This window comes from Algoriphagus sp. TR-M9 (genome assembly GCF_027594545.1).
Lineage (GTDB): Bacteria > Bacteroidota > Bacteroidia > Cytophagales > Cyclobacteriaceae > Algoriphagus > Algoriphagus halophytocola.
On the sequence record NZ_CP115160.1, the window covers coordinates 39,663 to 62,378 of the forward strand.

General features: G+C 43.1%; 21 protein-coding genes. 16 read left to right on the forward strand and 5 right to left on the reverse strand.

The window, feature by feature from the left end; genetic code table 11:
- Window positions 1-6: 6 nt before the first annotated feature.
- A complete protein-coding gene (locus PBT90_RS00190) occupies window positions 7-1,035 on the reverse strand; it encodes a rod shape-determining protein (protein WP_264808343.1) in 1,029 nt (342 codons plus the stop codon).
- 316 nt (window positions 1,036-1,351) lie between these two features.
- Between PBT90_RS00190 and PBT90_RS00195 the strand changes: the two genes are divergently transcribed.
- From PBT90_RS00195 to PBT90_RS00235, 9 genes are all read left to right on the forward strand, one after another.
- Window positions 1,352-1,828 carry a ribosome maturation factor RimP gene (locus PBT90_RS00195; protein ID WP_264808344.1) on the forward strand — a complete coding sequence of 159 codons (477 nt, stop codon included), beginning with the start codon at window positions 1,352-1,354 and terminating at the stop codon, window positions 1,826-1,828.
- A 5-nt stretch (window positions 1,829-1,833) separates the two neighbouring features.
- Complete coding sequence (nusA, locus tag PBT90_RS00200; RefSeq protein ID WP_264808345.1) at window positions 1,834-3,078, forward strand: transcription termination factor NusA; 1,245 nt, start codon at window positions 1,834-1,836, stop codon at window positions 3,076-3,078.
- Window positions 3,079-3,140: 62 nt separating this feature from the next.
- Window positions 3,141-6,002, forward strand: coding sequence for a translation initiation factor IF-2 (infB, locus tag PBT90_RS00205; RefSeq protein WP_270130997.1), 2,862 nt, complete (start codon window positions 3,141-3,143; stop codon window positions 6,000-6,002).
- Between the two features lie 63 nt (window positions 6,003-6,065).
- Complete coding sequence (locus tag PBT90_RS00210; protein WP_270130999.1) at window positions 6,066-6,257, forward strand: hypothetical protein; 192 nt, start codon at window positions 6,066-6,068, stop codon at window positions 6,255-6,257.
- A gap of 168 nt (window positions 6,258-6,425) precedes the next feature.
- Window positions 6,426-6,971 carry a hypothetical protein gene (locus PBT90_RS00215; RefSeq protein ID WP_270131001.1) on the forward strand — a complete coding sequence of 182 codons (546 nt, stop codon included), beginning with the start codon at window positions 6,426-6,428 and terminating at the stop codon, window positions 6,969-6,971.
- A gap of 250 nt (window positions 6,972-7,221) precedes the next feature.
- Window positions 7,222-8,163 (forward strand): transporter family protein, encoded by a 942-nt coding sequence (locus PBT90_RS00220; protein WP_270131003.1) that lies wholly within the window; start codon window positions 7,222-7,224, stop codon window positions 8,161-8,163.
- Between the two features lie 4 nt (window positions 8,164-8,167).
- Window positions 8,168-9,706 carry a phosphatase PAP2 family protein gene (locus tag PBT90_RS00225; RefSeq protein WP_270131005.1) on the forward strand — a complete coding sequence of 513 codons (1,539 nt, stop codon included), beginning with the start codon at window positions 8,168-8,170 and terminating at the stop codon, window positions 9,704-9,706.
- An 18-nt stretch (window positions 9,707-9,724) separates the two neighbouring features.
- On the forward strand, window positions 9,725-10,825 hold the full coding sequence (locus PBT90_RS00230; RefSeq protein WP_270131007.1) for a transporter: 1,101 nt from the start codon (window positions 9,725-9,727) through the stop codon (window positions 10,823-10,825).
- 126 nt (window positions 10,826-10,951) lie between these two features.
- On the forward strand, window positions 10,952-12,103 hold the full coding sequence (locus PBT90_RS00235) for a DUF3179 domain-containing protein (protein ID WP_264808352.1): 1,152 nt from the start codon (window positions 10,952-10,954) through the stop codon (window positions 12,101-12,103).
- A gap of 24 nt (window positions 12,104-12,127) precedes the next feature.
- On the opposite strand, the gene PBT90_RS00240 is transcribed toward PBT90_RS00235, so the two are convergent.
- Window positions 12,128-13,762, reverse strand: coding sequence for a carbon starvation CstA family protein (locus PBT90_RS00240; RefSeq protein WP_264811494.1), 1,635 nt, complete (start codon window positions 13,760-13,762; stop codon window positions 12,128-12,130).
- Between the two features lie 215 nt (window positions 13,763-13,977).
- On the opposite strand from PBT90_RS00240, the gene accD reads away from it, so the two are divergent.
- The 7 genes from accD to PBT90_RS00275 all read left to right on the forward strand — a co-directional run bounded on the left by accD (window position 13,978) and on the right by PBT90_RS00275 (window position 20,980).
- On the forward strand, window positions 13,978-14,820 hold the full coding sequence (gene accD / locus PBT90_RS00245) for an acetyl-CoA carboxylase, carboxyltransferase subunit beta (protein ID WP_264808353.1): 843 nt from the start codon (window positions 13,978-13,980) through the stop codon (window positions 14,818-14,820).
- A 134-nt stretch (window positions 14,821-14,954) separates the two neighbouring features.
- Window positions 14,955-16,259, forward strand: a complete 1,305-nt coding sequence (nqrF, locus tag PBT90_RS00250; RefSeq protein WP_264808354.1) for an NADH:ubiquinone reductase (Na(+)-transporting) subunit F — start codon at window positions 14,955-14,957, stop codon at window positions 16,257-16,259.
- Between the two features lie 84 nt (window positions 16,260-16,343).
- Entirely contained in the window at window positions 16,344-17,495 is a 1,152-nt protein-coding gene (locus tag PBT90_RS00255; RefSeq protein WP_264808355.1) for a formimidoylglutamase, read from the forward strand.
- Window positions 17,495-17,722, forward strand: coding sequence for a cytochrome b5 domain-containing protein (locus PBT90_RS00260; protein ID WP_264808356.1), 228 nt, complete (start codon window positions 17,495-17,497; stop codon window positions 17,720-17,722). The genes PBT90_RS00255 and PBT90_RS00260 overlap by 1 nt, the downstream gene beginning before the upstream one ends.
- Window positions 17,723-18,565 (forward strand): N-acetylglucosamine kinase, encoded by an 843-nt coding sequence (locus PBT90_RS00265; RefSeq protein WP_264808357.1) that lies wholly within the window; start codon window positions 17,723-17,725, stop codon window positions 18,563-18,565.
- A gap of 150 nt (window positions 18,566-18,715) precedes the next feature.
- Window positions 18,716-19,528 carry an N-acetylmuramic acid 6-phosphate etherase gene (murQ, locus tag PBT90_RS00270; RefSeq protein ID WP_270131012.1) on the forward strand — a complete coding sequence of 271 codons (813 nt, stop codon included), beginning with the start codon at window positions 18,716-18,718 and terminating at the stop codon, window positions 19,526-19,528.
- 126 nt (window positions 19,529-19,654) lie between these two features.
- Window positions 19,655-20,980 (forward strand): pseudouridine synthase, encoded by a 1,326-nt coding sequence (locus tag PBT90_RS00275; RefSeq protein WP_264808359.1) that lies wholly within the window; start codon window positions 19,655-19,657, stop codon window positions 20,978-20,980.
- Window positions 20,981-21,063: 83 nt separating this feature from the next.
- On the opposite strand, the gene trxA is transcribed toward PBT90_RS00275, so the two are convergent.
- The 3 genes from trxA to PBT90_RS00290 all read right to left on the reverse strand — a co-directional run bounded on the left by trxA (window position 21,064) and on the right by PBT90_RS00290 (window position 22,661).
- The gene (trxA, locus tag PBT90_RS00280; protein WP_264811495.1) at window positions 21,064-21,405 is read right to left on the reverse strand and encodes a thioredoxin; all 342 of its coding nucleotides are present in this window, start codon (window positions 21,403-21,405) and stop codon (window positions 21,064-21,066) included.
- A gap of 155 nt (window positions 21,406-21,560) precedes the next feature.
- Entirely contained in the window at window positions 21,561-22,115 is a 555-nt protein-coding gene (locus PBT90_RS00285) for an OmpH family outer membrane protein (RefSeq protein WP_264808360.1), read from the reverse strand.
- A gap of 15 nt (window positions 22,116-22,130) precedes the next feature.
- The gene (locus PBT90_RS00290) at window positions 22,131-22,661 is read right to left on the reverse strand and encodes an OmpH family outer membrane protein (RefSeq protein WP_264808361.1); all 531 of its coding nucleotides are present in this window, start codon (window positions 22,659-22,661) and stop codon (window positions 22,131-22,133) included.
- Window positions 22,662-22,716 lie beyond the last annotated feature (55 nt).

A 22,716-nucleotide genomic window follows, 5' to 3' on the forward strand; every position in this document is an offset into this window, starting at 1 on the left:
CAGAATTTATGTCATCAGTACAGTACGGAAATTTTGTACGTTTTTCAGGGCTGTTCCGGTACCCCGGACCACTGCTCTTAATGGGTCTTCGGCGATGTGAATAGGAAGCTTGGTCTTCTGGTGAAGTCTTTTGTCCAGCCCTTTCAGCAAAGCTCCCCCACCTGTCAAGTGGATGCCGTTGTCATAGATATCGGCAGATAGCTCCGGTGGAGAAATTTCTAGTGCTTTGAGTACAGCTTCTTCGATTTTTGACACTGATTTGTCCAGCGAAAAAGCAATTTCTGAGTAGGAAACCTTGATCACCTTAGGGATCCCTGTCATCAGGTCACGTCCCCGGATTTCGTAGTCCTCAGGTGGTTCTTCCAGCTCAGTGAGTGCAGAGCCTATGGCAATTTTTACTTTTTCAGCAGAGCGCTCTCCGATCAGCAAGTTATGCTGGCGGCGCATGTAGTCCAGGATGTCTTTGGTGAAGGTATCTCCAGCCACTCTGATGGATTGATCTGCAACGATTCCGGAAAGTGCGATTAAGGCAATCTCCGTAGTTCCACCTCCGATATCCACGATCATGGAGCCCATTGGTTTCTCGATATCTATCCCGATTCCTATCGCTGCAGCGATGGGTTCGAAGATCATATACACTTCCTTTGCTCCGGCATGCTCTGCTGAATCACGTACGGCTCTTTTTTCTACTTCGGTGATGCCAGACGGAATACAGATTACCATGCGGTGAGACTGGGGAAACATCCCCTTTTTCTGACCGGGAATCATTTTGATCAGTCCACGGATCATCTGCTCAGCGGCAAAGAAGTCGGCGATCACACCGTCTTTCAGCGGGCGGATGGTCTTGATGTTTTCGTGGGTTTTCTCATGCATATTCATCGCTTCCCTACCCACGGCCAAGACACGATTGGTGGTTTTGTCGATGGCGATGATTGATGGTTCATCTACCACGATTTTATCTTTATGTATGATCAGGGTGTTAGCAGTACCGAGGTCTATTGCGATATCACTTGAGAAAAAGTCAAATAATCCCATTTTGTAGGTCTAGATTGTATTTTACTGGAGTTAAGAGTTTAATATACTATGCAATGCACTCATATTAAACGGGGGTCGGCAAAATTATTATCTTAAAGGGACAAATTAGAAAGAAATGGGATATTTTTTGGCAACTAAATAAAATGAGTTCCATGCGAGCTCCAAAGTGCTGTGATTTTCTTCAAAATTGTCCAGTAGTTAATAATTCTCCTGAAGGGGGTGGATTGTTTTTCCTATAAAATTATTTTACCTTTGCGTCGTATTCGAAAGTTTCTGGAGGGGACACCATATGGTCCCCTCTTTCATTATGCATACTATGACAGGATTGAAGCAAGTGGTAGAAGAGATTGTGGAGAAGCATCTGCCGGATGAGACGCATTTCATTGTGGAGGTGGCTTTGTCTGAAAAAGCAGGCAAAACCCAGCTAAATATTCTGGTTGATGCCGATCAGGGAGTGACCATACAGGCTTGTGCCAAGTTGAGCAGAGCTGTATCTGAGGAGCTAGAGGCTAAGGAAATTATGCCTGATGCTTATGTGCTGGAGGTTTCTTCTCCCGGAGTGGATTACCCTTTGAGTAGTAGAAGGCAGTTTCAGAAAAACATCGATCGTGAGCTGAAAGTAACCTTGACAGATGGTACTGAGGTGAAAGGCAGATTACTGGAAGTGACTGAGACTGGCGTGAAATTGCTAGTGAAAAAGAAGAAAGAGAAAGGCAAAAAAGCTTCTGAAGAGGAGTTGTCTTATGCTTTCGAAGAGATGAAGAAATCAATTGTACAAGTATCTTTTAAATAAATCAAATGGATGCCAAAGTCTTAATAGAATCCTTCGCTGAGTTTGCGAGATCTAAAAATGTGGATCGACCTACGATGATCCGTATCCTGGAAGATGTATTCAGGGCGATGATTCGCAAGAAGTTTGAAACAGATGAAAACTTCGATGTGACTATCAACGCTGATCAGGGCGATTTGGAGATATTCCGTATTCGTGAGATTGTTGACGATAACTCAGAGGATATTTGGGATTTGGATAAGATTAGTTTTACCGAAGCGCGTAAGATCGAGCCGGATTTTGAAGTGGGCGAAGAAGTTTACGAAAAGATCGAGCTAGAGGCTTTCGGTAGAAGAGCGGTACAAATGGCTCGACAGACCCTGATCCAAAGAATCAAAGATTTGGAAAAGGATCTCCTTTATAATAAGTATGAGGAGCTGGTAGGTGAGATCATCAGTGCTGAAGTGTACCAGATACTGGGTAGAGAAATCCTGCTGATGGATGGCGAAGGCAATGAGCTGATCCTTCCAAAAGGAGAGCAGATTCCCAAAGATAGATTTAGAAAGGGAGATTCAGTGAAAGCGATTGTTCACCGGGTGGACATGTCCAATGGCAACCCGAAAATCATACTTTCAAGAACCTCACCGGTATTCCTGGAGCGTTTGTTTGAAAACGAAGTTCCGGAAGTCTACGACGGACTGATTACTATCATCAAGATTGTCAGAGAGCCAGGAGAACGAGCAAAAGTAGCTGTGGAGTCCTATGATGATCGGATAGATCCGGTAGGAGCCTGCGTGGGCATGAAAGGTTCTAGAATCCATGCAGTGGTAAGAGAATTGCAAAATGAAAACATTGATGTAATTAATTACACTGAAAACCTGGATCTTTACGTGACCAGAGCATTGAGTCCGGCAAAAGTTTCCTCTATCACAGTAAATGAAGAGACGAAGAGAATATCCGTATTCCTGAAGCCAGACCAGGTTTCACTTGCTATAGGCAAGGGAGGATATAATATCAAGCTTGCCAGTAGATTGGTAGGATTTGAAATAGACGTATTCCGTGAGTTGAACGAATACGAAGAAGAAGATGTCGATTTGATGGAGTTTGTCGATGAAATCGACGCTTGGATCATCGACGAATTGAAAAAAACAGGTTTGGATACAGCCAAAAGCGTATTGAGCCTATCCAAAGAAGACCTTACTCGCAGGACAGAACTTGAAGAAGAGACTGTGGATGAGATTTTCAGGATTTTGAGACAAGAATTTGATCAATAAACCGGGAGAAAAACCCCGGTCAATACCCTAATTATTTAAGATTTCGAAAGAAGTTTTTGCTTATGTCAGAAGAAAAAATGATGCGTTTAGGCCAAATAGCCAGGAAACTCAACGTGGGAACGGCAACCATTGTAGAGTCTCTTGCTAAAAAAGGCTATGAGGTGGAGAATAATCCGAATTCCAAAATCAACATGGAGCAGGTGGAGCTGTTGAACAAGGAATTCAAATCTTCTGCCCTTGATAAGGAAGAGGCTTCGCACCTCTCGATAGGGAAGCGGCATGAGCCAATATCAATAGAGCCGGAAACTCCAAAAGAGGAGCCAAAGCCTGCTCCTGCTCCAGAGCCCGCTCCTAAAGCTCAAGAAGAGCCAAAGCCAGCGCCTGCTCCTGAGCCTAAACCTACTCCTGTAGCTCCGCCAAAAGCCGAGCCTACACCCGAGCCTGCACCTCAGGCTCCAAAACCTACTCCGGAACCAACGGATCCACCTCAGGAAAACCCGGATAAAATTGCCGCCGAATCTCCAAAACTGGAGGGAATCAAAGTATTGGGTAAAATCGATCTGAGTAAGCAACAAACGCATAACCCGAAACAAAAACATAAATCCGGAAAATCCGGAAACAAGGGACAAAAGCCGGCCGAGCCTAGAAAGCAAGAAGTAAAAGCCCCTAAAAAGGAAACTCCTGCACCACAGGCTCCAAAACCAGCAGCACCAGCTGCTCCTAAAAAAGAGGAAGCCCCTAATCCGAACCCAGAAACCCAAGCTCCAAAGCCAGCAGATCAGGTGATTTCTGCCAAAGCAGATTCCCTCAAAGGGTTGACTGTTTTAGGTAAAATTGAGTTGCCTACAGACAGGCCTAAGAAAAAAGGCGGCCCTGTAGCATCCTCCGACGAAAGAGGAAGAGATAAGAAAAGACCTCGTAAGAGAATAGATAAAGGCGGCTCCAATAGAGGACCGGGAGGACCTGGAAACAGGGGTAATCAGGGAGGTCGTGGAAACCAAAAAGGTGGTGGAAACAGAACTCAGAAAGCTGAGCCTACCCAAAAGGAAATCCAAGATCAAATCAAACAGACTCTTGCTAGGCTTCAGGGCAAAAGCTCCGGAGGTAAAGGTAAAAGCAGAAGAGATAAAAAAGCAGAACGGGAAAGAGATGTAGATCAGGAAACTGAAGAAACAAAAATCTTGAAAGTGACCGAGTTTATCTCTGCCAATGACCTTGCGGCTTTGATGGATGTGTCTGTGAACCAGATTATATCGGCTTGTATGTCCTTGGGCATGTTTGTCTCGATCAATCAGAGATTAGATGCAGAAGCCATCACTATTATCGCAGATGAGTTTGGTTACGAAGTAGAATTCACCAAGTCTATCGAAGACGAGGAGGAAGTGGAAGAAGTAGATTCACCGGAAGAACTGATAGAACGTGCGCCTATTGTGACCATCATGGGACACGTAGATCACGGTAAGACTTCCTTGCTCGATTACATTCGGATGTCCAAGGTCACAGCAGATGAGGCAGGTGGAATCACGCAGCACATCGGAGCATATGATGTAATGACTAAAACTGGTCACAAAATCGCCTTCCTGGATACACCTGGTCACGAAGCATTTACAGCCATGCGTGCCCGAGGTGCCAAAATTACTGACGTGGCCATCATCGTGATTGCCGCAGATGACAGCATCATGCCACAGACCAAGGAAGCTATCAATCACGCCCAAGTAGCAGGCGTACCTATGATCTTTGCGATCAATAAGATAGATAGACCTAATGCTAATCCTAACAAAATCAAGGAAGAGCTGGCCAATATGAACCTATTGGTTGAAGAATGGGGTGGTAAATACCAATCCCAGGATATTTCTGCTAAAACAGGTGATGGTGTGGATGATTTGCTGGAGAAAGTGCTTTTGGAATCAGAGGTACTAGAACTCAAAGCAAATCCAAATAAAAACGCAATGGGTACGGTGATCGAAGCATCACTGGACAAGGGACGTGGATATGTCTCCACCATTATGGTACAGGCAGGTACTTTGAAAATCGGAGATATTATCCTTGCTGGTCAGCATCACGGTCGTGTCAAGGCCATGTTTGACCACAAAGGTAAAAAGCTGAAAGAAGCTGGCCCTTCTACACCTGTACAAGTGTTGGGTCTCAGTGGCGCACCTCAGGCGGGTGATATCATTAAGGTGTACGACACCGAGCGCGAAGCCAGAGATATTGCCAACTCCAGAGAGCAGATCCAAAGAGAGCAAAGCTTAAGAACCAAGAAGCATATTACACTGGATGAAATCGGTCGTCGTTTGGCAATCGGTTCATTTAAGGAACTCAATATTATTATCAAAGGTGATGTGGATGGATCCGTGGAAGCACTTTCGGATTCCTTGCTGAAGTTGTCTAAGGACGAAGTGAGTGTCAGCATTATCCATAAGGGAGTGGGTCAGATTTCTGAATCAGACGTATTGCTTGCATCAGCATCAGATGCTATTATCCTAGGCTTCCAGGTAAGACCTTCCTCCAATGCTAAAAAACTGGCTGAGCAGGAAGAAATTGAGATTAGACATTACTCGATCATCTACGATGCGATCAACCAGATCAAGGATGCGATCGAAGGTATGCTTGAGCCGGAATTCGAGGAAGTAATCACTGGTAATATTCAAGTCCGTGAGGTATTCAAAATCACTAAAGTAGGTACTGTTGCCGGGTCGTATGTGACAGATGGATATATCACCAGAAAGAACAAAATCCGCGTAATCCGAGACGGTATCGTAATCCACGAAGGTGAGATCGATCAGTTGAAGCGATTCAAAGATGATGTAGCTGAAGTGAAAGCTGGTTATGAATGTGGTATCTCCATCAAGAACTTCAACGATATCCAAATTGAGGATACCATCGAAGGATACGAGATGAGAGAGATTAAGCGCAAAAAATAATTTTCGCTTAGATATTTATATAGAAAAGGAACAGCATTGCTGTTCCTTTTCTAGTTTTAACCCATGTTGCAGGCAGTTTTACTTTTATTGAAAATTGGTTTTGTCTTCTCCCTGATCAGCTTATTGGCAGGCTTGGTGAAGCCAGTTTATGTGCTTTGGTTTTTGGATAGGATGAACCGGCTCAAAGTGATCAAATTCTATGGGCTTGGCTGTGTCCTTACTCTTGTTTTGATTTACCTTTTAAGCGTGCTTTGAGCTTTAATTATACATTTTTTAGACAAGATTTGACTATAATGTGATCAGTAATAAAATTTTGATCAGTAGTCTCCTGGAAAAATAATAGCTTAGTATTGATAGAAAAAGGGTATAAATTTTGGCATTAAGCATAAAAATGCAATTATTTGATAGCCCAAAATTAATCTATTGAAAAAATCCAGTGCCATATTGCTTTTAGTTTGCTTTGCCATGTATCACTTTGGCTATTACGCATTCTATTTTTCTTATGAGCATGTACTGGAGCAGCAGTGGGAATCTCAAGTCTACAGCGGAGAGTTCAATGAACAAGCTGAACAGTTGATGAAAATCCCGCTTTCCATGCCATATATGGCAAATCAAGAGGAATTTCAGATCACTAATACCCCCTTTGAAAAAGATGGGCAATCCTATAGAGCGATAAAGCAACGCTATCAAAATGACACCCTACAGTTGATAGTGGTGCCAGACGTGGAGCGTAAAGTGTTGAAAAATACCGTGCAAAAATGGATCTCTACTTTGACTGATGAAGAAAACCCTACAGAAAATAAGGGAAGTACTGTGGTCAAATTCTTTGTGAAGGACTACATGCAGCCCAAAAAGTTTCTCTTTGAACCATTCATCAGCCAGCCAATATCCAATTCAAATAGCTGGCTGGACAACTTATACTTAGATCCTGAACTTGGTCTAATATCCCCTCCTCCACAGTTTTCGTGATTCTCTTTTTTATTTTCTGCTAGTTGATCACCGCGTTGAGCTGGTGAAGCGCTAGGAGTGTACTCTATTCGCACTTGGGTTAAGCTTGTGCGACATGGGCTTTTATTACTTAGAATCAATAACTAACCCGATGAATTCGAGCCTTGCTGAAGCAGACAGACATGACTAAAAAGTCAAGCACTGGTATGATTATCAGTTATGCTAGATTCCCCAGGGATTCGGGTTAACCATCGAAAAAAAGTTTAAACAAATGAAAATTACTTTAAGGACGCTGGTTCTCCTGGTAGGAGGATTAGTGACGTCCTATATAGCTATGGCTCAAACACCCACTGATGGGTTGATGATGCCAAAAGGTGATCTGTGTATTCTTGTCAATTATGAATATGGACAATTTGATCACTATTGGGAGGGAGAGACCCTCCGCAAAAATGGAACTATCGCAAAAGTTCTGCGAAGAACTGCTCTTGCCATGGCAGCTTATGGTATTACCAATAGGCTTGACGCATATATAGGTTTGCCGTATGTAAGTACCAATTCCACCACGCCAAATGGGGGAAAGTTTGCTGGGGCTTCTGGTATTCAGGATTTATCCCTTGGATTGAAATATGAAGCGCTTCGCAAAAGAGGGGAAAAGGGCGAGCTGACTGTATTCGGCTCAGTTTTATTCTCTACGCCTGTATCCAATTACCTTTCAGACTATCAGCCTTACAGTATAGGTATTGGTGCTCCCCAGCTGGCATGGAGAGGAGTGGTAGAATACGAATGGAATAGTGGATGGTATGCCAGAGGTCAGGGAGGCTACATCTGGAAAGGCTTTACTCAGGCTGAACGGGAATATTACTATAACGATGGAAGCTATTATACCTCTTGGATGGATGTACCTAGCGCCTGGACATACGAAGCGGTAGTGGGCAAATGGTTTATGGATAAATCCTTGAGAGTAGAGGTAAGCTTTAATTCTTCTCGCTCTACCTCTGGAGATGACATTCGCGCTTACAATGCTCCTCAGCCCACCAATAGGGTAGATATGGATCGTGTGGGAGCGTTTGCGCAGTATTTTTTCAAATCTGTGAAGGGATTAGGCTTAGTAGCCGCTTACAGTAGGGTGGTTCACGGACGGAATGCACCTGAAATGTCCTCAATTAGCGGGGGAGTTACCTATCAGTTTGGCCTGTTTAACCCAAAAAACTAAAAGCATGAAAAAAATTCAACTACTATCTATACTCTTTGTGTTTCTAGTCATGGCTAGTTGTAACAAAGATCTAAATACTGAATTGAGATATGAAAGTTATGAGTTTTCAGGCATAGATGAAGATGCCGGAGATTGGAAACCTATTCTGATTTCTCATGGGAGTGAGCTTGAAATCCCAGCTCCCAGTTCTGAAGATTCCCCAGAATATTTAGAGGAAATAGAACAGGCTAAGTCACTAATCTCCTCCATGACTGAATCCCAAAAGGAGAATTTGGAATTTTGGACGAATAATGCTGTCCTCCGATGGAATGAAGTAGCATTGGCGTTGATAGCGAAGTACAACTTGATTCCTGGTCCCAATGTAGATGAGTCCTATACACTTCCGGACCCAAATAACCCGGCAGGACCACCACCTTTTCCTTTCTCCCATCCACCCTATGCCAGCAGGGCTTTGGCATACCTGTCTGTGGCGCAATTTGACGGATTGATCTCAGCCTGGCATCACAAGTTTCAATTTAACCGGAAAGCCCCCTATCAGGTGGATGCTACTATTCCCCATGCTTACGTGGATAATGGCTTGCCTTCTTATCCATCCGAGGGTGCAGTATTGGCTACTGTTTCTCGAAAAGTGCTCACGGCGATGTTTCCTCTGGAAGCAGAGTACTTGGCTTCACTTGAAGAAAAGCACCTCGAAAGTTTGATTTTGTCGGGGGAGAATGTGCAGAGTGACCTAGAAGCAGGTATGAAGATCGGAGAAGAGATTGGCAGTATAGCATTGACTCGTGCTTCTAACGATGGAATGAAGTATGCCCAGTCGCCCAAAGCTGTTTCTGATTCACTGAGACAAGCAGCTTTTGATAGATTCGGTTGGCAATGGGAAAATCTGGAAAGCCCAAAACGTCCTGTTGGGTTGACTCCTTTATTTGGACAAGTGAAAATGTGGAGCGTTCCTTATGTCGAAGCAACTAGGCCAGAGGTTCCTCCGGCTCCTGGATCTGAAGCATTCGAAGCGGATATCAAAATCCTGAAGAATTATGCAGATAATATGACTGAGGAGTACCGAAGAATTGCGAATTTCTGGCAAGATGGCCTAGGAACTTACACACCACCTGGGCATTGGAATGATATCGCAGGTGAGTTTATCCTGAAATATAAATTTAATTCCATTCGCACAGCGAGGGCTTTTGCTTACATGAATATGGCGATAATGGATGGAGGAATTAGTTGCTGGGATGCAAAGTACTATTACTACTACCCAAGACCCATTCAATTAATCGAAGGTTTTGAGACCATTGCAGGAACCCCCAATTTCCCAAGCTACACTTCTGGACATTCCGTGTTTTCGGCAGCTGCAGCTGAGACATTGACCTATCTATTTCCTCAGGAAGGTTCAATCTTTATGGAATGGGCAGAAGAAGCTGCCATATCCCGAGTTTACGGTGGAATCCATTGGACTTTTGATGCTACTGTTGGCACCACTCAGGGAATTAATGTAGCGCAGTATACCATTGATGTTGCTAAGCAAGATGGTGCTGATAACTAACAAAAAGACAATAAACAAATGAAAAAATATACCCAATTCCTATTTGCAATAGCTGCTTTGCTTTTGCTGGAAATTAATGCAAATGCACAAGGATGCGTAGCCATCAGACAGTTTTCCGGTTTGGGAAATGCTGTTGGCCAAGGAAATATCCTCAACAAAGGAGAATGGAATATCTCGGCAAACTATCGGTATTTCAAATCCTTTCGCCACTTCAGGGGCACCCATGAAGAGCCTAACCGCATCGAAGACGGGACTGAAGTGATTAACTATCAGCATGGCCTGGATATCAACATCAGCTATGCCTTTAGTGAGCGCCTTTACGGCATAGTCTCGCTTCCTTTTCAGTACAATGAGCGGAGTTCGCTCTATGAGCATAACAGAACGGATCGCCATACCACCTATTCCAAAGGCTTTGGCGACATGAGGATTGGTGCCGGCTATTGGTTGCTCTCTGGGGAAAAGGCCAAGAAAGGGAATACTGCTATAGGGCTAGGAATCAAATTCCCTACCGGTGATTATGCCGCGACTAGCACCTTCTATAGAGGAGAGGAGAGTACGCCCACCGAGATGACAGTAGATCAATCCATCCAGCTTGGTGACGGAGGCACAGGGCTAATTGTGGATTTCCAAGGACTTTGGAACATCGGCGGGACGAACTTCTGGTACTATGATGGATTTTATATGTTTAATCCCAAAGAAACCAATGGTACTGCCACCAATAGACGAAGGGAGAATGAATCCATCATGAGTGTACCGGATCAATATGCCTTGAGAACCGGTGTTTTCCATGCTTTCGAGAAAATCCATGGCTTAGGACTGTCCCTAGGTGGGAGAATTGAAGGTATTCCTGTCCGAGATGCCATAGGTGGGAGTGAGGGCTTCAGGCGTCCCGGCTACATTATTTCGGTAGAGCCTGGGGTGAGCTATATGCTAGGAAACCTTACCGGGACTTTGAATGTGCCCATTGCTTTGTGGAGAAATAGAACTCAAAGTGTGACTGATATAGAAAATTCTACACCAGATGATATTGTCCATGGAGATGCAGCTTTTGCAGATTACCTGATCAATTTCACCTTGGCTTGGAGAATTCCTAAGAAAATAGCAAGTCCATTTAACTAATTTTCATCCAGATAAGGGCTCGGTTTTCTTGTGCTTTACGAGGATTAAAGGTCGATTGAATAGATAAAAATTGATTTAGTCAAACTCCTAGGTTATTTGTAGCCCATATCGCAAACCTATAAAATCATGAAGGTATTATTTTACCTTGGAATTTTCGGATTGCTACTATTTGAGTTTTTGAAGGTTTACTTCATCATGCCGATGCCTGGAAGTCAACAGTGGGCTTCGCTGGAATTTGCCTATTTACTTCATCAAAGTCGATGGTTTTTCCGATGTTCACTTATAATAATAGCTGTTGTGGGGTTAATGCCCGCATTTGCTGTTACCCGGAAATGGCTACCCATCACCTGTCTAGTAATAGTAGTGGGATTTGTCTGGATGCTGAACTTCAAAATGTCTGCAGATGCGATGTTTAAGGAACCTCAGAATTTAAACTTTCAAAGCAAGGGGCAATTCACAGGGAGTGATAGTATGCTGGTCGTCGTGACAAGTAATAGGCAAGAAACCAAAGCATATCCGGTTCGGTATTTAGTGTATCATCATCAAGTGAGAGACTATGTTGGAGGTGATCCAGTGATGGTTACTTATTGTAGCGTGTGTAGGACGGGAAGAGTGTTTTCACCTCTTATAGATGGAAATGAAGCAACCTTCCGATTAGTGGGGATGGATTACTTCAACGCCATGTTCGAAGATGCAGGAACAGGAAGCTGGTGGCAGCAAGCTACTGGTGAAGCTATCGCAGGACCGTTGAAAGGACATCAACTAAAAGAACTGGAAGCCCTCCAAATGAGCGTTCATGGATTCTTCAATGCATATCCCGATGGTTTGATCATGGAAGCCGATCCTGATTTTCTCACGGAATATGATTCTTTGGGGAAATATGAAGTTGGGGAAAGTGAAAGTGAGCTGACGGGAACAAGCCCATTCTCTTGGGATGAAAAATCCTGGGTGGTGGGCGTCACTGTGGATGGTGAGTCCAAAGCGTACGATTGGAATGCGTTAGTAGCCGAAAGACTTATTCATGACCAGATCGGGAATGAATCTATCGTCCTTATACTATCAGATGATTCTCAAAGTTTTGTTGCTTTCAGGAGAGAATCATCTGATACTTTCTCATTGGAAAGAGACACGCTAATATCGGGTAAGGGAAAGAATTACTCATTTACCGGAGCATCTCTAAATCCATCCTATCCTGATCTGGAGCGAATCCAGGCCTACCAGGAATTTTGGCACAGCTGGAGAACCTTCAGGCCAAATACAACTAGGTATCCAGATTAAATATTTGAAGTTGTTATATTAATGTCAAAGAGCCTTTGCGGGCTCTTTGACTTCTTTTTTTAAGCTTTTGGTAGCCAAAACCATCAGAGAAATAGCTAAAATGAAGAGCAAGGCCGCAATAATTGAAAGCACATAGACTTCGTCTTTGAAGTTTTTCCAGGCAAATAATCCCAAAGAGGCCAACGTCACAGTGAACATGAAAAACATGGGGATGGTGACAAATAAGGCATTCACTTTTTTCTTAATCAGCCACACAGCGATGGTCAATAAGGCTAATGCAGCCAGAAGTTGATTTGCTGAGCCGAAGATGGGCCAAAGTGTAGTGAATTCACCGGAGAGTAATAGTAAAATGGAAAATAAAATTACGATCCCTGTAGAAACGTATCGGTTTGTCGCCAAAAACTGACCTGCTGCCTGAGGTACATCCTCAAAGTATTCCTGCAAAGTAAATCGAGCCAATCGGGTACAAGTATCCAATGTGGTAAGCGCGAAAGCAGAAACTGTCAGCGCAACAAATCCTATGGCAAATTGCTCAGAAATTCCCAGCGAGGCGATCATTCCTCCCAGTCCGTTGGAAAAAAGGGCCACAGGTCCGGTACTGCTTAGCTGTGCTGCATAATCTGTCCTAGTCAAAACCACTACTGCACCTACAGAAATGATGGCTAGAAATGATTCGATTAGCATACCTCCAAAGCCTACTACCTTGGCGTCAGACTCCCTGTCCAGTTGCTTGGATGTGGTGCCAGAGGCAACTAGGGAATGAAATCCGCTAATCGCTCCGCAGGCTATGGTCACAAAAAGTACCGGGAAGATAAACCCTAAATTTTCATCTGTAAAGTGGATTTCATTGCTCATTTGTATCTCCGGATTGGCAATAAAAACTCCGAGAACCGCCGCGATGATCATTCCATAGAGCAGAAAGCTGTTTAAATAATCCCTTGGCTGTAGTAGCATGCTCACAGGAGTTACCGAAGCAATAAAGGCATACCCCAATAGAATAAGCACCCAAGTATTATACTCTAGAACTATCGGCACTAGCATTCCCAGATAGACGAAGAAATACATCAGGACCACACCTATTATCGTAATGATAATAAATGCGGATTTCCGATCTCCAACGATTTTATTGACTATTCCGAAACCAATAGCCAATAAAATAAAAAGAATAGATGCTGAAGCAACACCGGGATTAGTGACAAAAGTCTTTGCGATAATATCAGCAAAAACGCCGATGACAAGTATCAAAGTAGAAAAACTGAAAATGACGAAGAGTTGCTTGCCCTTGCTACCGATTTGATTTCGAATGATAACACCAATTGATTTGCCTTCAGTTTTCAGGCTTGTGGCCATACTGCCCAGGTCATGCACTGCGCCAAAGAAGATTCCTCCCACCAAAATCCAGATCACCGCTGGAATCCAACCAAAGGTCACCGCGATGATCGGCCCTACGATTGGTCCAGCTCCGGCAATGGAAGCAAAATGATGTCCTAAAACCACGATGGGTTTGCTGGGTTCGTAATCTACCCCATCTCTCAAAGTATGCGAGGGAGCCGGATTATTATCATTTAGCCCGAATTTTTTGTACACAAATTTCCCATAGATTTTGTATGCACTGAAAAGGATTATTGCGGAAAAAACTAAAAGAACGGAAAGGTTCATCATGAGATATTTGGGAATTTGGGCTTTTTTCGAATTAAATATCTAAAACAGGATATATTCTCAAAATAAGGTAATTATTAACAGCGGGAAAAGGCGTTTTAAAGAATCTCAAACAAAACTAAAACAGAAGCTATTTAATTGCTGATTTTATTTACCGGATTTATGGCATAAATTTGTAACCTTTGACTCGTCAAAAAACAACCTAAAAACTCAATATGGCTTGGTTTAAAAGAACTGACAAAGGCATTAAAACCTCCACAGCGGAGAAAAAGGATGCTCCTGATGGCCTTTGGTTTAAAACTCCAAATGGAAATATCATCCATACCAGAGAGCTCAAAAACAATTCATTTGTATGCCCTGATGATGATTTTCATGTGAAAATCGGTTCGAAAGAATACTTCGAGATTCTTTTTGACAATAATAAATTCAAAGAGCTGGATGCCAATATGACCTCTGGTGATCCTTTGAAATTTACCGACACCAAACCCTATGTGGCCCGCATAGAGGCGACCATCAAGAAGACCGATCTCAATGATGCAGTGCGCTCAGCCGTGGGTAAAATGAACGGACTGGATATCGTAGTTGCTTGTATGGACTTCAATTTCATCGGTGGATCCATGGGTTCGGTAGTGGGCGAAAAAATCGCCAGAGCAATAGATCACTCTCTGAAAAACAAAATCCCGTTTCTGATGATTTCAAAGTCTGGCGGGGCGAGAATGATGGAAGCTGGGTTTTCACTAATGCAAATGGCGAAAACATCTGCCAAGCTTGCGATGTTAGATCAAGCACGGATACCATACATCTCCATGCTTACTGATCCTACTACCGGGGGAGTGACGGCTTCCTATGCAATGCTGGGTGACTTCAATATCGCAGAGCCGGAAGCCTTGATAGGGTTTGCAGGACCACGTGTGATCCGTGAGACCATTGGTAAAGATCTGCCAAAGGGATTTCAAAGTTCTGAATTTGTATTGGAGCATGGATTCTTGGATTTTATTATTGACAGACGTCAATTGAAAAACCGATTGACCACTTTGCTAAACCTTTTAAACAATTAATTATTATACTACTGGAAGGTTTTGATTATTCAGGGCAAATTTGCTGGAGTAATTGACCTGCTTTAGTGATTAATAAATATATTTGTGCTCCCATATCGGGAGTCAATCCATAAGAAAAATTAAACCAAAATTTCATGGGTTCAGTAATTATCACATCCATTGTAGCATTTACGGTAATCATTTTGCTACTGGTTTTTATCCTCCTTTTTGCCCAGTCTAAGCTGGTAGCATCAGGACCTGTCAACATTGTGATCAATGGAGACGACAGTTCACCTATCGTGACCTCTGCTGGTACTACCCTGCTTTCTACGCTTGGTAATCAGAAAATCTTCTTGCCATCAGCATGTGGTGGCGGTGGAACCTGTGCCATGTGTAAGTGCGTAGTCGAAGAAGGTGGTGGAGAAGTTCTACCTACTGAAGTAGGGCATCTTAGCAGAGCTGAGCAGCAGGAGAATGTCCGACTAGCATGTCAGGTGAAAGTAAAGAATGATATGAAGATCCGGGTTCCGGAAGAAATCTTCGGTATCAAAAAGTGGGATTGCGAAGTTATTTCCAACTATAACGTTTCTACTTTCATTAAGGAGTTCAAAGTAAAACTGCCTGAAGGCGAGACTTTGGAATTCGAAGCAGGGGGATATATTCAGATTGACGTTCCTGTGGTTACAGTGAACTTCAAGGATATGGATATCACTCCGCACCCAGAGCTTGGTCACCCAGAGGATGTCTATCAGAGCGATTGGGATAAGTTTGGTCTTTGGGACCTGGTGATGAAAAATGACGAGGAGTTGTTCCGTGCATACTCCATGGCCAATCACCCGGCTGAAGGTAATATCGTGATGCTTACCATCCGTATCGCTACTCCTCCATGGGACAGAGCTAATAACAAATGGATGGATGTGAATCCTGGTGTTTGTTCTTCTTATGTATTCTCCCGTAAGCCAGGTGACAAAGTGACCATTTCAGGTCCTTATGGCGAGTTCCATATCAACCCTACCCAGCGTGAGATGGTCTATATCGGCGGTGGTGCAGGTATGGCTCCATTGAGAGCACAGATTTTCCACCTTTTCCATACGGAGAAAACGAGCAGAAAAGTTTCTTATTGGTACGGTGGTAGATCAAAGAAGGAATTGTTCTACGTACCTCACTTCAGAGAAATTGAAGAGAATTTCCCGAACTTCCAGTTTAACATCGGACTTTCAGAACCACTTCCAGAGGATAATTGGAAAATCAAAAAATCACTGGATGATAAAGAAGGTGATGGCTATGTAGGCTTTATCCACCAGGTTCTTTATGATAATTATCTCAAGGATCACCCTGAGCCAGATGAAGTAGAATACTACCTTTGTGGACCTCCATTGATGAACTCAGCAGTATTGAAATTGCTGGATGATCTAGGAATTCCACAGGAAAATATCCGATTCGATGATTTCGGAGGTTAATCATAAAACAAAGGATCCCGCTTCGGCGGGATTTTTTATTTAAGAGGCAATTTTGTTTATTTTTACCTAAGACAATCACCCTTTATGAATATCCAATCCTTTTTTGAACCTGTGGCAGAATACCTGTGGCAGAAGAAGTACCCAAATAATTCCTTTTTCAAGCAGATCCATTTTTATGGAGAAGAATTTCCGGACCTCAAAGGCGTACAGATCGCTTTGGTAGGAATCCGCGAAAATCGAGGTTTGCGTAGAGTAGAAAGTGCGGACCGTGGAAGCAGCGAAATCAGAGAGAAACTCTATGAACTGAAAAAAGGAATGGGTTCATATCGCGTAGCTGACCTGGGAGATTTGATTTCGGGTGAGAAGCTGTCGGATACTTATCATGCCATGCAGGAAGTGGGAGAGTATCTGATGAAGCAGCAAATCCTTCCTGTTTACTTTGGGGGCTCGCATGACCTGGACTATGGGCAGTATTTGTCTTACGAAAAGATGAAAAAACTGGTGAATATGCTGACCGTTGATGCCAAATTGGATATGGAAGAAGATGGTCCAATGGCGGATCAGCATACCCAGGAAATCATACTTCATCAGCCAAATTTCCTTTTCTCATCATCCCATCTTGCTTATCAGAGTTTTCTGGTTGATCCTTCCTTAGTGAATGTGATCGAAAAGCTTTATTTTGAGCATGTACGTTTAGGTGAGCTCAGAAAGGAATTTAAGGAGGTAGAACCCTTGATTCGGAATGCCGATTTGATGAGTTTTGACTTGTCAGCCATACAGTCCGCAGATGCACCGGGAGCAGTAGACGCCCAGCCATTTGGGCTGACAGGAGAGGAAGCTTGCCAGATCTGCTGGTTTGCCGGGACTAATGAAAAATTAAGTTCAATAGGTATATATGGCTATGAGCCTTACTTCGACGATGCCGCCAATAAGACAGCAAAAGTGGTCGCAGTAATGATTTGGTATTTCCTGGAAGGCTTCTATTCCAGAAAAGATAGTCTTTCTTTCAAGAGTAGTGATTATATTAAATACACAGTATCTCTGGATGCCAAACCAAATTTGCTGGTCTTCTACAAGAGTAAGAGAAGTGGGAAGTGGTGGATGGAAATACCACATAATGAAACCGAGAAATTTGACAGAGTAACCACCGTGCCATGCAGCTATGCTGACTATCAGATGGCACAAAAGGGCGAGATTCCGGAGCGTTGGATCAATGCGCAAATCAAACTACTCTGATGCAAAGGTATACCAAACAACAACTTGCCCTGAGAAATGGACAAGATAAACCTGAGGTATGGGTGGCGTATAAAGGGGTGATCTATGATGTGACGGCCTCTAGGTTATGGAAAAAGGGGATGCATTACGAGCATTGGGCAGGACAGGATCTGACAGAAGAATTGCCAGAGGCACCTCATACCGAAAAAGTATTTGAGAAATTTCAGGCCATAGGCCAATTAGCATAAATGATAGTAATAGCAGATAGTGGATCCAGTAAAACGGACTGGAGAGTGATTCATTCTGACGGGAAGATTTCTCAGCATAGGGGGATTGGCTTTAATCCATATTATCAGTCTTCTGAGGAGATTGGTAGTCATATGCGTGATGAGTTTTTACTCGGCCTGCAGGGAGAAATCCGTGAGGTTTATTTCTACGGTGCTGGCTGTTCTGCACCCAGTAGGCAGGAGGAAGTAGCCAAGGCTATCCGTTCGCTGTATCCTATGGCTGAAATCCAGGTAGATCATGATTTGGCTGCTGCGGCCAAGTCTACCTGTGGACATTCCGCTGGTATTGCCTGTATATTGGGAACAGGCTCGAATAGCTGTGATTATGACGGAAAAAAAATCATAGCTACACGTCCTGCTCCAGGTTATATTTTTGGAGATGAGGGTGGTGGAGCTTATGTGGGTAGAAAGCTGTTGAAGGATTTTATTTTTGATCAAATGCCCGCCGAAATAAAGAAGGGACTGGTGGATCAGTTTGACCTGACTGCAGTCAAGATTCAAGAGCAGGTCTATCAAAAACCATATCCTAATCGGTATATGGCGAGCTTTTGTAAATTTATCACCGAACGTAAATCAAACCCATACTGCTATAGACTCTTCTATGATTCATTTCAGGATTTCTTGTCACAATATGTGATGAAGTATGAAGACTATAAAAATAAACCAGTGAGTTTTGTAGGTTCCATAGCCCATTATAATGGGGATATTCTTCGTAAGGCTGCCACTGATGTGGGCATTCATGTGCAGTTGATTTTGGAAAGTCCTATTGCTGGTCTTACCCTTTATCACCAAAAAATGCTATGAAACCCTGCCTAATTTAGCTTATCACTTGGTAGTCACCGCCCGAAAAGACTAGGATTCACCAGCCTGAAGACAGATAGGTACTTGATAGTTTGATTCTTCAAGTTACATGGGGATAGGCTAAAGGATAGAGAAAACACAAATTATAGACAAATGAAAGTAACTGAAAGTGCCTCTCACTACGATAATTTGGATCAGATGGAAGTTTTTGATCTACTCCAGAATATCAATAAGGAGGATCAAAAAGTGGCTTTAGCCGTTGAAAAAGTGATTCCCACTATTGCTGCTCTCGTAGAAGCCATTGTTCCCAGGATGCAACAAGGAGGCCGCTTAATTTATATAGGAGCTGGTACCAGTGGGCGATTGGGGATTTTGGATGCTTCCGAGTGCCCGCCTACTTATGGGGTTCCCTTCGATTGGGTTCTAGGCATAATCGCCGGAGGTGATACCGCTATACGCAAAGCAGTAGAGAATGCCGAAGATGACTATCAGCAAGCTTGGAAAGATATTTTAGCTTATGGATTTAATGAACAGGACACGGTAATTGGGATTGCGGCATCTGGGACTACTCCTTATGTCATTGGAGGCGTCAAGATCGCCAAATCCAATGGATTGCTAACCGGAAGCATCACCTGTAATCCGGATTCGCCACTCTCCTTGGAAGTCGATCATGCGATAGAAGCAGTGGTAGGGCCTGAGTTTGTAACCGGCAGTACCAGAATGAAAGCTGGAACAGCCCAAAAGCTTGTGTTGAATATGATCTCCACTTCAGTAATGATCAAGCTAGGAAGGGTGAAAGGAAATAAGATGGTAGATATGCAGCTCTCAAATGCCAAGCTGGTAAAACGTGGTACCGAAATGATAATGGAGGCTACCGGATTGGATGAGGACTCAGCCAGGAAGTTACTGCTGTCTGAGGGTTCGGTGCGCAATGCCACGGAGTACTATTATAGGCAAAAGGGATAATTCTAAATATTTAGAAAAGGATAAGTAGAATTCTCCAAAAGGGACGTACCTTTGCAGCCCATTAAGCATTTGAAAACCAATTGCTTATTTTATGTAAAATCAATCCAGCAGTGATGCTGCAATTCCATGAGAAAGAACAATCCAAAAAAGCCGTTTTTCGGTGAAGGAAAGAAAGAAGTAGACTCTTCCACATCGTTTGATAAGGGAGGATACAAAGGGAAATCAGAAGATTTCAAAAGATCCAAGGGCAAAGACTTTGGTAAAGGTACTAGAGGGAAGAAATCCTATGATCGTCAAGATGATGATTTTGCTGATTTTCAGAAAAAATCCCGCTTAAGAAAGGAAGGACCCAAGACCATAGGGGAAAAGAAGTTTGGTTCGAAAACTACTTTTGGTAACAAGAAAGATGATGAATCCAACTCAGTAGAGAGTAATAAATTCAAAGCTGGCAAGAAGCAATTTTTTAATCAAAAGGAAAGAGGAGAAAGTCCAAAGCCATTCAAAAAGGACTTCAAAAAGGACGAGAATGCCTCGCTCGATAAGCCGACAGGTTTGGTGTACAAGGGTAGAGGTAAGGATCAAAAACCTGTATTTGCAGCTGGGAAACCTACTTACAAATCGGATAAAAGAGAGACCAGAGGTTTTGGGAAAAAGCGCTTTGTAGATCAGGATGCCAATGTGGAAAGACCTGATTACAACTTTGACGCTCTTCCTCAGAAGAAAGCCAGGTTAAACAGCGAGGAAAAACTCATCCGTCTGAACAAGTATATCGCCAACTCGGGAATATGCAGCCGTAGGGAGGCAGATACCTTGATTTCACAAGGGCTAGTAACTGTCAATGGGAAAGTCTGTACTGAACTGGGTATGCAGGTGAAGAGGACAGATCGTGTAGTGTATCAAGGCAAGAGAATCAATCCTGAAAAGCCAGTTTATGTATTGCTGAATAAGCCGAAAGACTTTATCACCACTACAGATGATCCTATGGATCGCAAGACAGTTATGAACCTGGTTGGCAATGCCTGTGAGGAAAGAATTTTCCCGATTGGGCGCTTGGACAGAAATACCACGGGGCTGCTCCTATTTACCAATGATGGAGAACTTGCTGCTAAACTTTCCCATCCTTCGAATGAAATCAAGAAAATCTATCAGGTGACTTTGGATAAACCCCTGACCAAAAATGATGAAGAGGCGATCAACGAAGGTTTGGAACTGGAAGATGGACTGGCGGAGGTTGACGATATGCAGGTTTTGTCTGCAGACCGTAAGATATTAGGATTGGAAATCCATATCGGTAGAAATCGCATTGTTAGAAGGATCTTTGCGCATCTGGGCTATGAAGTAACTGCACTGGATCGTGTAGTATATGCCGGTTTGGATAAGAAAGACCTAAAACGTGGCCATTATAGATTCCTTACAGAGCAGGAAGTGATTCGGTTAAAGTTCTTTGTATAAAAATGAAAAGCTCCCAAATGGGGGCTTTTTTTATGCTTGAAGTTGATCAGCTGTTCCAAAAGCAGCAGTAATGAAATGATCGCTTACGCAAATCCTTTCAAAGCTTTCTCTAAATCCCGCTTCGTGATCAGTCCGCCTTTTCTCCAAAGGATTTTTCCCTTTTTAAACAGTATATAGTTTGGGATAGAGCGGATTGCAAACTGCTGTGCAAGCTGTGGATGCTTGTCTACATTGATTTTCAGCAGTTTTATTTTTCCTCCCAATTCATCCAATACCTCAGCAATGATGGGATCCATAGTCTGACAGGGGCCACACCAGTCTGCATAGAAATCTACAAGGACCGCATCCTGACTCTTATTGATGATATCTTTTGGGTTTCGCTTGGGCATGACTCTTCTAGTAATGTTAAAAGTAAATCCGTTAATTGGTAAAATCCCCTGCGGAAACTACGAAACCTTAAACCTTTAACAATTAACCTTCATTCTCTCTGCGCAAACCTCTGTGTAGTTTGCGGTTAAAAAAAACAAAAAAAGCCGCTAACTCGATATCGATTTAGCGGCCCCTTTGTTGTGTTGGTTCATTAATTTCCAGCTGGTGCTGCCGGGGCAGTAGGCATTTCAAGACCTAGCTTAGCCAATACCAATTCAGTGAACTTATCTTCCTCCTTGGTGTAAAGTAAAACTGGTGCTTGACCTGCAGTTTCAGCGAAAATGTGGGTGTAATTATTTTCTGCTGCCACGGCATTGATCGCATTGATTACCTTGGTCTGTACCGGCTCTAGCAATTCGCCTAGTTTTCGCTGATAGCTGATCTGGCTATCCGATTCCATTTTCTGAAGGTTGTCACGAAGCTCTGTCAATTCCTGCTCTTTTGCCGCACGTGCTTCTTCGGTCATAGTCTGTGCTGCCTGCTGGTAAGTCTGCACCTGACGCTGAAAGTCTTCAGCCTTCAATTGCATGGTAGTCTGAAGCTGAGTCTGGTAGTCTTGGATATCAGCACCGATCTGCTCCATTTCTGGCATCAAATCCATGATGAATTCTACGTTAGTATAACCAATCTTTACTTCTTGAGCTTGAGCTGCGAATCCTACGCAAAGCAATGCTACTGCGGAAAGGATAACTTTTACATTCTTCATTTCTGTGTTTCTATTTTAATTGTTGTCTTCGATTCCTAATTCATCCAGGACAAATTCGGAATAATCATGTCTGGGGTCTGTGTAGATAATCGCCGATGGATCTGCGGCTTTATCAAACAGCATTCCCAGGTTATTCCTGCGTGTTACCCGCTCTATTGCATCATAGATTTTGGATTGAAGTGGCTGCATCAGTTCTGCTTGTTTTTGAAAATACTGCCCGTCAATACCGAAAATCCTACTATAGAACTCCTGGGATTCCTTTTCTTTCAATTTTGCTTCTTCCAGCCTTTGCTGGTACATTTCCTCTGTCAGTAGTACTTCTTCTGCTTTCAGCTGGACATAAAGCTCTTTGACCTCCTTGTCCAAATTTTGTGCCTCTTTCTTCCATTCATTGCTGATGTTTTCAAGCTCTGTTTGGATCACTTTATAGTCTGGATGCTTGTTCAGAATGTATTCCGTATCTATATATCCTATCTTTTGTGCTGCCAAAGGCATCGCCTGAAGGGCAAGGAGCAGCAAAAATACTATTTTCAGCGATTTATTCATGGGTATGGAGAGAAAGTTACAAGTGCTCAAATTTATTACCTTCTGAGAAGATCAA